The organism is Campylobacter sp. FOBRC14 (genome assembly GCF_000287855.1).
GTDB classification, from domain to species: Bacteria; Campylobacterota; Campylobacteria; order Campylobacterales; family Campylobacteraceae; genus Campylobacter_A; species Campylobacter_A curvus.
Window position 1 is genome coordinate 130585 of the sequence record NZ_ALJJ01000018.1, and the last position, 11125, is coordinate 141709.

The 11125-nt window shown below is 44.7% G+C and carries 9 protein-coding genes; 4 read left to right on the plus strand and 5 right to left on the minus strand.

Annotation, left to right across the window (positions count from 1 at the left end; all coding sequences use genetic code 11):
- Positions 1 to 111: 111 nt before the first annotated feature.
- Positions 112 to 1518 carry a Do family serine endopeptidase gene (locus HMPREF1139_RS09610; protein ID WP_009651481.1) on the minus strand — a complete coding sequence of 469 codons (1407 nt, stop codon included), beginning with the start codon at positions 1516 to 1518 and terminating at the stop codon, positions 112 to 114.
- 160 nt (positions 1519 to 1678) lie between these two features.
- Between HMPREF1139_RS09610 and HMPREF1139_RS09615 the strand changes: the two genes are divergently transcribed.
- From HMPREF1139_RS09615 to HMPREF1139_RS09625, 3 genes are read left to right on the plus strand one after another with little or no spacing between them, the layout of a single operon-like run.
- On the plus strand, positions 1679 to 2569 hold the full coding sequence (locus tag HMPREF1139_RS09615; RefSeq protein ID WP_009651269.1) for a DnaJ family protein: 891 nt from the start codon (positions 1679 to 1681) through the stop codon (positions 2567 to 2569).
- A 4-nt stretch (positions 2570 to 2573) separates the two neighbouring features.
- Positions 2574 to 2951 (plus strand): heat shock protein transcriptional repressor HspR, encoded by a 378-nt coding sequence (locus tag HMPREF1139_RS09620; protein WP_009651322.1) that lies wholly within the window; start codon positions 2574 to 2576, stop codon positions 2949 to 2951.
- A 4-nt stretch (positions 2952 to 2955) separates the two neighbouring features.
- Positions 2956 to 4578, plus strand: a complete 1623-nt coding sequence (locus HMPREF1139_RS09625) for a cation:proton antiporter (RefSeq protein WP_009651468.1) — start codon at positions 2956 to 2958, stop codon at positions 4576 to 4578.
- Positions 4579 to 4703: 125 nt separating this feature from the next.
- On the opposite strand, the gene HMPREF1139_RS09630 is transcribed toward HMPREF1139_RS09625, so the two are convergent.
- Together HMPREF1139_RS09630 and secA are read right to left on the minus strand one after the other, a co-directional pair.
- On the minus strand, positions 4704 to 5903 hold the full coding sequence (locus HMPREF1139_RS09630; RefSeq protein WP_009651144.1) for an ABC transporter permease: 1200 nt from the start codon (positions 5901 to 5903) through the stop codon (positions 4704 to 4706).
- A gap of 131 nt (positions 5904 to 6034) precedes the next feature.
- On the minus strand, positions 6035 to 8644 hold the full coding sequence (secA, locus tag HMPREF1139_RS09635; protein ID WP_009651109.1) for a preprotein translocase subunit SecA: 2610 nt from the start codon (positions 8642 to 8644) through the stop codon (positions 6035 to 6037).
- A 96-nt stretch (positions 8645 to 8740) separates the two neighbouring features.
- Here secA and lolA point away from each other — a divergent pair, with 96 nt between their 5' ends.
- Complete coding sequence (gene lolA, locus HMPREF1139_RS09640; protein ID WP_009651231.1) at positions 8741 to 9253, plus strand: LolA-like outer membrane lipoprotein chaperone; 513 nt, start codon at positions 8741 to 8743, stop codon at positions 9251 to 9253.
- Positions 9254 to 9269: 16 nt separating this feature from the next.
- Here lolA and HMPREF1139_RS09645 read toward each other — a convergent pair whose 3' ends face one another.
- Positions 9270 to 9806 (minus strand): flagellar basal body-associated FliL family protein, encoded by a 537-nt coding sequence (locus HMPREF1139_RS09645; RefSeq protein WP_009651145.1) that lies wholly within the window; start codon positions 9804 to 9806, stop codon positions 9270 to 9272.
- Positions 9807 to 11123 carry an ATP-dependent DNA helicase gene (locus HMPREF1139_RS09650; RefSeq protein ID WP_009651268.1) on the minus strand — a complete coding sequence of 439 codons (1317 nt, stop codon included), beginning with the start codon at positions 11121 to 11123 and terminating at the stop codon, positions 9807 to 9809.
- Positions 11124 to 11125 lie beyond the last annotated feature (2 nt).

The window sequence follows — 11125 nt, forward strand, 5'->3', positions numbered from 1 at the left end:
AAATTTAAAAGCTTCGCTTCTGCTTTATGGCTACGTAGCAAATCAACGCCAAGATTATTCAAAAAACTAACCAAGCAGGATTTAAAGACGGGCGAAGCTGCCCGTCAAATTTTATTTTACGACAAGACCTTGCATTATACCTCTGCGATTGACCCAGACTAGTGTCTTTTTGCCGTTTGATTGTTTTATCATTTTTGAAAAGCTTTGCACGTCTTTGACGATCTCTTCGCCTACTTGGACGATGATATCTCCGCGCTCAAAGCCAAAATCCTCAGCCTTTGAACCGGTCTTTACATCAGTGACTAAAACGCCCACGGTGTCGGGATTTAGCTTAAATTTAAAGCGAGTATCGTCAGTCAATGTCGTGACGCTTAGTCCGTCGATGATAGCGCTTTCTTTGCTGGCTTTTGCGCTCGTTTCCATATTTGCGAGCTTAAATTTAGCGTTCATGATCTTGCCGGAGCGCTCGTATGTGAGATCAACGCTGCTATTTGGAGACAACGAACCTATGAAATTCTTAAGATCGTTCGCGTTTTTGATAGGTTTGTCGTTTGCCGAGATGACCAAGTCACCGCGTTTTAGTCCGGCTTCATCAGCAGGCAAGCCCTTTTCTACGCTGCTTATGAGCGCGCCTTCTTTGTTTGTATAAAGCTCTTTTTGTTCGTCGGTCAAATTTGCTATCGTGACGCCGATGTATCCGCGCTCGATCTTACCGTCAGATATCAGCTTTTTGGCGATATCCTTTACCATGCTTGAAGGTATGGCAAAGCCGATGCCGTTATTATCGCCGCTACGTGAGAGTATGGCGGAATTTATACCTACTAAATATCCTCTGCTATCTACCAGCGCACCACCTGAATTTCCGGGATTTATAGAGGCATCGGTCTGGATGAAATTCTCGTATTGATTTAGTCCGATGTTGTCTTTGTTTAGCCCGGAGACGATGCCTTGAGTCACGCTCTCGCCCACGCCAAATGGGTTGCCGATGGCAAATACGACATCGCCGTCAAGCAGCTTTGAAGAGTCGGCGAAAGTTATCGCGTCAAGATCGTTCGCTTCTATTTTTATGACGGCCAGATCGGTTTTAGGATCGCTTCCGATGACTTTGGCTTTATACTCTTTACCGCCCTTTGCCAAGGTGACTAATATCTGATCGCTATCCTCGATGACATGATTATTCGTGATGATATATCCGTCCTTTGAAGCGATGACGCCAGAGCCAAGCGATGTGCTCTTTTCGCGCTCTTTTGGCACTCCAAAGTTAAAGCCAAAAAATTCTTTGAAAAAAGGATCGTTAAACATCTGATCCACGCCTTGAGTGTTTATGGTCTTTGTGGTGGAGATATTTACTACTGATTTTTTGGCCTCGGAGATCGAGCTGTGATATGAAAGTATCACGTTTTTATCATTTTGAACTGGTGAAACGCGTGTAATGTCCGAATTCGCCTCGTTAAAATTTATATCGGCCGCAAAAAGAAGACTTGCGGCAACAACTGAAATAAGCATAACTTTTTTCATTTTTGACCTCTGGTTTTAAAAATTTCGCAGTGATTATAAGACCATCATCATAATAAAGTTTTAATAAATTTCGTGCTAAGTAAATGACTATAAACTTGATTGACTTAGACTAAAGTTTTATGCTACAATACGCATCAAAAAATAGACAAAAGGAGAATATATGAGTGAGAGCTTATACGAGACCTTAGGTGTCTCAAAAGGCGCGACAAGCGATGAAATAAAAAAAGCATACAGAAGACTAGCCAGAAAATACCACCCTGATATAAACAAAGACCCAGGTGCCGAAGATAAATTTAAAGAGATAAACGCAGCCTACGAAATCTTAAGCGACGAAAAAAAGCGCGCGCAATACGATCAATACGGCGATAGTATGTTCGGCGGACAAAATTTCCATGATTTTGCGCAAGGCTCGGCGGACATGGGCGATCTAAACGAAATTTTACGCAATATATTTTCAGGCGGCTTTGGCGGTGGCGGAGCGAAATTTAGCAGCGGATTTGGCGGAGGATTCGAAGGCTTTAGCAGTGCGGGATTTGGCGGGTTTGGAGCGATGGATCTTGATATAAATGCCAAAGTCAGCATACCTTTTGACGTAGCGATAACAGGCGGCGAACATAGGATAAATTTTAACGGCGAGAGCCTGAAGATCAAGATCCCAAGCGGCATAAACGACGGCGAAAAGCTTCGCATAAAAGGCAAAGGAAATAGTGCGGGCGGCAGGACGGGAGACCTCATCCTAAGCGTCAGTATCGAGCCTAGTGACGAATACGAACGCGACGGCGACGATCTTTATAAAGATGTCGAGATCCCGCTAAAAACGATGATGTTTGGCGGCAAGGTAGCCATACATACGTTTAAAAAAGACGTAACGATAAAGATAGCTGAAAATTCTAAGACCGGAACTAAGATCAGACTCAAAGGATACGGCGTGCAAAACAGAAAGAGCGGAATTTACGGAGACCTTTATCTAAAAGCGCGCATAAAGTTGCCGGACATACACGAGCTAGACCCGAAATTAGTCGAAATTTTAAGAGAAAAACTACCGGAGTGAAACGATGCAAAACTATGAAGAACCAGTATATCTCATCAGCGTTGTGGCAAAGGTGCTTAGCATACACCCTCAAACCCTGCGCCAATACGAACGCGAAGGGCTCATCGAGCCTTCTCGCACGGACGGGCGCATGCGGCTTTACTCGCAAAAAGATGTCGATCGTGTCAAGATGATACTGCGTCTAACGCGTGATCTTGGCGTGAATTTAGCCGGCGTAGACGTCATACTTCAGCTAAAGGAAAAAATGGACGAATTTGAAGCTACGATAGACGAGCTCAAAGAGCAGCTAAACAAAAGCAAGCAAAGTGCGATACCTGCTAAAAAATCGCTCGTCAAACATAAAAATAGCTTCGATCTGATATTCTACGAAGGAAAAAAATAAACAAATGGACTTCTTGCTCGGGCTTTTGATCACGATAGCCATATCCGTCGCATTAAACGTAATATTTAACAAATTTTCCATACCGACCATCATCGGCTACATCGTAACAGGCGTCTTGATCTCGGAGGTGCTGGACTTTAAAAGCACCGATGACGTCGCGCATATAGCAGAATTTGGCATAGTGTTTTTGATGTTTACCATAGGTCTTGAATTTAGCTTCAAACACCTGATGGCGATGAAAAAAGAGGTCTTTTTAAACGGTACTTTGCAGGTTTGCATAAGCGGTTTTGCGATCGGGATTTTGCTTTTTTACGTGATGAAGATACCCGATAGATCCTCGCTCATAGCAGGTCTGGCCTTTGCACTCTCATCGACAGCCATAGTGCTAAAGACGCTAAACGATAGCGGAGATATCTCGCAAAATTTCGGTCGTAAGGCGCTTGGAATTTTGCTTTTTCAAGACATCGCGGTCATCCCTATCCTTTTGATGGTGGATATCTTTAGCCAACAAGGAAGCTCTATAAACGAGCTTTTGCTAAAGACCTTGGTGAGTGCGCTCATTTTGATCGTCGTGCTTTACATCATAGGCAAATACGTCATCAACTGGATATTTTACAAGGTCGTGCAGACCAATTCGCAAGAGGTTTTCATCACTACGATAATGCTGCTAGTCGTGGGCGGTAGCGAGCTGGCGCACAAATTTGGCTTTTCATACTCATTGGGAGCGTTTTTGGCGGGTATGATGATGGCCGAGACGCAGTATAAACACCAAATCGAAGCTGACCTCATCCCGTTTAGAGACATTTTGCTGGGAATGTTTTTTATCATGATCGGCATGCAGATAAATTTTGGCGTCGTCATGCAAAATATCCTAGTCATCGCTGCATTAGTGATCGCCGTGATGGCGATAAAAGCCCTAGTCGTTTTTGGTATATTGAAAGTATATCTAAGTCGCAGAGTAGCGGCGAAAACGGCTCTTAGCATTTGTCAGGTCGGAGAATTCGCACTCGCGGTTTTTGGCCTAATGAGCACAAGAGACCTACTAGAGCCCAAAATAGCTCAAATTTTTATCGCGACATCGGTAGTGTCGATGTTTATAACGCCTTTCATACTTAAAAATTTAAACCGCTTGGCAGATTTTATCGAAAAAGAGATCGCGATAGAGCCAAACGAGATGATAAAACCGCAAAAGATAAAAAACCATATCGTAGTCTTTGGCTACGGGCAGCTCGGGCAAGAGGTCGTGCTACGCCTAAAAGAGCAAAAGATCTTATATCTCGTGCTTGAAAACGATATAAGCCTCGTCGAGCTTGGCAGGAGCCGCGGCGAAAATGTATTTTTAGGAAACGCACTGCAAACCCAAACTCTTGAAAACGCTTGCTTGCAAAACGCTGCAGCGGTCATAATAACCGTCGATAACGAACAACGCCTCGAGCTGATCGCTAAAAAGATAAAAGACTACGCAGCGGATATCCAAACGATCATAAGATTCAACGGACGCGAGGAGAAGGAGCTTTTCCGCGACCTGGGCAGCAGCTTTCACCTTATCAGCGAAGAGCGCTCTATCGCTAGGTCTTTGGTGCATGAAGCCCTACAATGCAAGATAGATAAGGACATCGGTAGGTGAAATTTTATATCTTTTGGCTTAAAGCGGTGCTTGGTTGCCTATATAGCGCCAAACACAGCTAAAACAAAAAATGGCGATAGAGCACCCCGTAAATTTAGCTTCGCTGAAATGTCGTAAAATTTTAGCTATTCGTTTCTAAGCGTTTGAAGCACATCTATTTGCGTTGCCTTTTTAGCCGGATAATACGACGATACCGCCACTATCAGCACAGCTCCGGCAACGATCATGGCAAAATCAAGCAAGCTTAGCTCCATAGGAAGCTTTGACGTGCCGTAAACATCGGCAGGTAGATTTATGATATTAAAATTCCCAAGTAGCCACATACCCACAAAGCCCAAGACCAGGCCAAAAACTATACCGCTTCCGCCGATAACGAGCCCTTGGTAAAAAAAGCTTTGTTTTATCTCGTTTTTACTGGCTCCTAGTGCAAGTAACAATGCGATCTCTTGACGGCGGTTCATCACGGTCATGAGAAGCGAGCTTATGATGTTTAATGACGCTACCAAAATGATGAGCATCAGGACGATAAAAAGGGCGCGCTTTTCAAGAGCAAGGGCTGAAAAGAAGTTGCCGTTTTGCTGCCACCAGCCTATCGCCTTTAGTCCCATAGGTAGGGCCTCTTGCACACGGGCAAGATCGTCAAACGGCTTTGGCGAATAAACATGTATGCCGTCATAAACGCCCTCAGGATAGTCTAAAATTTTACGCAGCGCCTGCACGGAAGTGTATGAATATGTCTTATCGTAAGCGATCAGCCCGGAGCTAAATCCGGCCGCCACATCAAAGCGCTTCATCTTTGGTATCAGCGAAAAGCCGCCCGGATCGGCCTTGGTAAAGATCAAAGTGAGCTTGTCGTTTTGCTTCAAGCCAAATTCGCTTTTTATCCCGCTTCCGATCAAAATTTCATATCCGTCTAGCTCCTTATCCTTTAAAGCCTCTTTTACGACCGAGTTTATCTGCTTTTCATCGGCTGAATTTACGCCAAAAAGTAGGCCTCCTTCAAGTGTATTTGCGCCTCGGTAAATGACTTGCGTGCTGATATAAGGGCTAAATTTAAGCTCCGGGAATTTAGCCTTGAGCTCTGCTGTCAGCTCGTCGTTTATCTCGCCTTTAAAAGCGCTCATAACGGATATCGGGTAGTTCATGGTAAAAAGCTTGCGCTCAAATTCCTTATCAAAGCCGTTCATTATCGCCATCGCGACGATAAGCACCATGAGTCCGATACTCACGCCCAAAAATGCAAGCATCGCACTAAGCGTGATAAAAGGCTGTGTTTTATCAAAACGCAGATACTTAAATAGCAGATATTTTGGCAAGCTAGTCATTTTTGGCCTTTGAAATTTACATCAAGGCGCGAAGCTATGGCTCTAGCCCGCACCAAAACGTATCAAGATCGATTTTAGCGAAATTTGATTAGCTCAAAGGCGCGTCGCTACTTGCGCTTTTGAGATGATATTTAAGCCAGGATGCCCTTTTTAGGGCCGCTTTTACCGCAGCAGTCCTTATATTTTTTCCCGCTCCCGCAAGGGCAAGGGGAGTTGCGAGGTATCTTTTTCTCGCGCACGGCAGGTGCGTCCTCGCCCTCTCTTTGATTAAATTTCAGCCCCTCGTCTTGCTGCTCTTGCATCCTCTCAAGCATAGCCGCAGTCTCACGCTCCTGCTCCTCGCGGCTTCTTAGGCGCACCATTTGAAGCATCTTCACGCTCTCGCTTTTTAGCCTTGAAACGAGCTCCACAAAAAGGTTGTAGCTCTCTTTTTTATACTCGATGAGCGGATCTTTTTGGTTGTAGCCGCGAAGCCCGATGCCCGTCTTTAGGATATCCATTTGATAAAGATGCTCTCTCCAAGCGTTATCCAGCACTTGCAGATACAGCACTTTTTCGATATCGCGCTTTTGAGTCGGCTCTAAAACGCTCATCTTTTCATCATATCGTTTGGCTAAAATTTCAGTGAGCTTGGCTAAAATTTCATCGTATTCAAGCCCTTTTAGCTCGCTCTCGTTTATCTCCTCGCCACAGTCGTTAAAGATGAGCGCGCATAAATTTTTGATATCGTAGTCATCTTTTAGCCCGCCGTGAAAAATTTCAGCCTGATCAAGTAAAAGCGCGACGTATTCGCCGCGGTTTTGAGCTATTTTCTCGCTCATGTCATACTCTTTGTCCAGTAGTTCGTCGCGGTATTTATAGATCGTTTTTCGCTGTTCGTTCGCTACATCGTCGTATTCTAGCAGGTGCTTTCTAGCCTCAAAATGCAGACTCTCGACCTTCTTTTGTGCGTTTTCGACTGCACGTGTCACCATGCGACTTTCGATACTCTCGCCCTCGTCGATGCCCAGCCTATCCATTATCGCTTTTATGCGGTCGCTACCAAAAATTCTAAGCAGGTTGTCTTCGAGGCTTAGATAAAATCTACTCATACCAGGATCGCCCTGACGACCGGCACGACCGCGCAATTGATTGTCTATACGTCTGCTCTCATGGCGTTCTGTGCCGATGATGTAAAGTCCGCCAAGTGCGCGCACCTCATCGTCTATGCGGATATCCACGCCACGTCCCGCCATATTTGTAGCTATGGTGACCGCACCTTTTGCACCGGCGTCAGCGATGATCTGCGCCTCTTTTTCGTGGTTTTTGGCATTTAGCACAGAGTGGGGGATCTTTGCTTTTACCAGCATCTCGTGGAGCACTTCGCTTCGCTCGATGCTAGCAGTTCCCACGAGTACGGGCTGTCCTTTTTCGTGGGAGCGCTTTATCTCGTCTATCACGGCTTTAAATTTCTCAGCCTGAGTTTTGTAAATGAGATCGTTTTTATCGATACGCATCACAGGCACGTTTGTAGGTATCGAAATGACATCAAGCTTATAAATTTGAGAAAATTCAGTCGCCTCGGTCTGCGCCGTACCGGTCATGCCCGCTAGTTTTTTATACATCCTAAAGTAATTTTGATATGTCGTATCGGCCAGGGTTTGGCTCTCTTCTTGAATTTTGACCTTTTCCTTAGCCTCAAGCGCTTGGTGTAGCCCCTCGCTAAAGCGCCTGCCCTCGCTTAGACGTCCGGTAAATTCATCGACTATCACCACTTCGTTGTTTTTAACGACATAATGCACGTCACGCTCGAAAAGATTGTGCGCTTTTAGGGCTTGATCCAGATGATGGCTGAGGATCGCATTTTCAAGATTATATAAATTTTCAACGCCAAATAGCTTTTCGGCCTTGCTGATGCCAGCCTCAGTTATCATTATCGTGCGGTTTTTCTCATCGACTACGAAATCGCCCGTAGCTTTGGAATTTGGCACGTTCGGATCAGCCGCTTCGCCTCTGGTGAGCTTTTGCGCGACTTCATCGGCTTTGATGTATCCATCAAGCGTGCGATTTGTAGGGCCTGAAATGATGAGCGGCGTTCTAGCCTCGTCGATCAAGATACTGTCGACCTCATCGACGATAACGAAATTATGTTCTCTTTGCACCTTGTCTTTGGCGTCAAATTTCATATTATCGCGCAGGTAGTCAAAGCCAAATTCCGAGTTCGTACCGTATGTGATGTCCGCGTTATAGGCCGCTTGTCTGACGCTATCATCATAAACGCCGCTTAGAACGACATCGACGCTTAGTCCCAGAAAGTTATAAAGCTCGCCCATCTGCGTAGCGTCGCGCTTTGCGAGGTAGTCATTTACGGTCACTACATGCACACCCTTGCCACTCATCGCGTTTAGCACGACAGGCAAAGTAGCAACCAGTGTCTTACCCTCGCCCGTTTTCATCTCGGCTATCCTGCCCTCGTGAAGCACCATACCGCCGATTAATTGCACGTCAAAGTGGCGCATTTTAAGCACTCTCTTACTAGCCTCTCTAACGACAGCAAAGACATCGTTTAGCACCTCTTCAAGTCCAAGCACGCCTTCTTTTACCTTCGCTCTTAGCTCGTTAAACGCCGCCTTTAGCTCCTCATCGTTCATAGCTTCGTATTTTGGTTCGAGTGTATTTATAAATTTCACTCTTTTTACATATTTTTTGATCTCTCTATCGTTTTTCGTGCCGAAAATTTTTCGAAATATCGCTGAAACCATATTTTGCCTTCCTAAAATTTTAAAGTTTTTATCTTAGCACACTTTAACTATTTATTTAATTAAACTAAGCTAGAATACCGCAAAAAAGGATATGAAATGAGAAAATTTTTGATAGCCGCCCTCTTAGCCGTTGCTAGCTTTGGCGCGGGGCTAAATTTCAAAAGCTTGCAAAGCGACTTCACCCAGATCGTTTTTAGCGAGGGCTCAAGCGTCACTTACAAGGGTAGATTTTACGCTAAAAACGACAATACTGCGCTTTGGATATACGAAAGCCCGACGCCAAAGAGGATATATTTTGATAAACAGCGCGTCGTCGTGATAGAGGACGAGCTTGAGCAAGCCATCATCTCACGCCTTGACGATACGCCGAATTTGACTCAGATCCTAGCTCACGCCGAGCAGATCCAGCCTACTTTATATAAGGCGATCTACGACGGAGTGGACTATCTCATCACAATGAAAAACGGCCTGCCCGTGATGATAGACTATAAAGATAAGCTTTCTAACAAAATAAAAATCACGCTAAATAACACGCTAAAAGACGCTATCATCCCCCAAGAGACGCTAACTCCCGTCATCCCACAAGGATATGACATAGTAAATCAATAAATTTAAGGCGTAAATTTTACTCGCCAAAATCTTTGCCAAATTCCTGCACGCTGTTTAGATCGATCGGGCGCTGATTTATAGTAGATGAGTCGGGAGATATCACGATATCGTTTGACTTCTTTTTTTTGACGGGAGTTTGCGCCGAAGTATCCAAGGGTGCGCCCTCACCGCATAAATTTTGAGTTTTTATGGCTTTTATTATCTCGTTTAGCTCGAGGTTGTTTATCACTCTTATGTTTAAAATAAGCACGTCATCGATATCAAGAGCATGCTTTTTAGCGGCGTATTTTATAAATGTGTCCTTTAGCTTTTCTTTGCCAAGCGAGGTCAAGATATCTTCTACGTAAAAGCTTCCGATGACGACGTTTAGCGCGTCTAGTACGTATGACTCGTTGTCGTTCACGTCGCGCCCTACGACTTCTAGGCTGACGCTTATCTTTTTAGTCAAATTTTGCCCGGCTTTTGAGTAGATGTCCGTTTGAAAATCGCTTATCTTTAGCACGTCGCCAAAGGCCAAAACGCCTAAAATCAGCATAAAAAACAGCTTTTTCATCTATAAATTCTCCTTGATATTTTCAAAAGTATTGCTCGTATAAAATTTCCTAACTTCCTCGTCAATTTTAACCACTTTTCTTAAATACTGCCTAAAATCGCCGTCTTTGTTGTAAAAAAGGCTCAGCCTCTCGGGATTTATCGCGCGAGAAAGCGCCACATAAAGCTGCCCGTTGGCAAAGATGTGATTTAGATCGCAGACGAGAGAATTTATGCTCATGCCTTGCGATTTGTGGATGGTGAGCGCGTATGCCAGCTTAAACGGAAACTGCAAAAACGTTGCCAGCGTATTTTGCACGATCTCGTCATCATCAGAGGCAAATTCGCTAAGCTCGAAGCAGTTTCTTGAAATTTCGGCTATCTCGCCACTATCTTTTTGCACAATGACGCTAGAGCAGACGCCGCCTTCTTTGATGATCTGCACGATCTTACCCTGCTCGCCATTGTAGTATTCGCCCCATTTGTTCGCAGTAAAGATTATCTTTGCACCGATCTTCATACCTAAATTTACCGGGCTATTTAGCGCGTTTATCCAGTTTGCAAGCATTTTTTCGTTTAAATTTTCATCAAAGACTTTGACCTCGGCAGTCGAAATTTCAAGCGGGCTGTCGATAGCATTTAGTCTCTCTTGATTTAGCATATCAGCTTCGTAGTTTCTGCCAAAAAGCACGCTAGTATCGTCGTTTAAGATAAATTTATCGACCTTTAAAGATGAGATGTAGCCAACGACCTCGTCATCTAGCTCACCTACTCTAAGCCGCGATAAAATTTCGTAAAATTTCATATCCTGTGTGCGCTTTGACACGAGTAGCTCGACGTTTTTAAGCCCCATATCGCTCCATGCACTCGAGCTAAAGGCGTAGGTAAATTTAAACAGCTGTGCAGAGTCTTGCTTTTGCACGGGAGGCAGCTGATAAAAATCGCCCACTAACAGCACGCGCCCTTTGAATTTTGAGGTATTTAGGCGGTAACGTATCATTTCCATTAGATCAGCACTCACCATCGAGATCTCATCTATCACGAGCAGATCGCAGCTATCTAGCATCGATCTGACGCTGCTTAGCTTGCCTCTTTGCCTTCTGTCAAACAGCCTTAGCTCCTCGTAGTTTTTACAGATACCGAATTTAAAAAAGCTATGCACACTCACGCCGCCAAGTCCGACCGCGCTGATGCCCGTAGAGCCTAATATCACGACGTTTTTCAGCTCGCTTCGGTAGTGCTTGATCACGGCTTGCGTGAGATAGGTCTTGCCGACCCCGCCGCCACCGGTCAAAAAGAGGTTCGAGTGCTTTAAAATTTCTAAAATTTGCTCAAGCATGT

Excerpts from the sequence above, each read along its gene's own strand:
- HMPREF1139_RS09610 (WP_009651481.1), bottom strand. The coding sequence starts at position 1,518 with ATGAAAAAAGTTATGCTTATTTCAGTTGTTGCCGCAAGTCTTCTTTTT.
- HMPREF1139_RS09615 (WP_009651269.1), top strand. The coding sequence starts at position 1,679 with ATGAGTGAGAGCTTATACGAGACCTTAGGTGTCTCAAAAGGCGCGACA.
- HMPREF1139_RS09620 (WP_009651322.1), top strand. The coding sequence starts at position 2,574 with ATGCAAAACTATGAAGAACCAGTATATCTCATCAGCGTTGTGGCAAAG.
- HMPREF1139_RS09625 (WP_009651468.1), top strand. The coding sequence starts at position 2,956 with ATGGACTTCTTGCTCGGGCTTTTGATCACGATAGCCATATCCGTCGCA.
- HMPREF1139_RS09630 (WP_009651144.1), bottom strand. The coding sequence starts at position 5,903 with ATGACTAGCTTGCCAAAATATCTGCTATTTAAGTATCTGCGTTTTGAT.
- secA (WP_009651109.1), bottom strand. The coding sequence starts at position 8,644 with ATGGTTTCAGCGATATTTCGAAAAATTTTCGGCACGAAAAACGATAGA.
- lolA (WP_009651231.1), top strand. The coding sequence starts at position 8,741 with ATGAGAAAATTTTTGATAGCCGCCCTCTTAGCCGTTGCTAGCTTTGGC.
- HMPREF1139_RS09645 (WP_009651145.1), bottom strand. The coding sequence starts at position 9,806 with ATGAAAAAGCTGTTTTTTATGCTGATTTTAGGCGTTTTGGCCTTTGGC.
- HMPREF1139_RS09650 (WP_009651268.1), bottom strand. The coding sequence starts at position 11,123 with ATGCTTGAGCAAATTTTAGAAATTTTAAAGCACTCGAACCTCTTTTTG.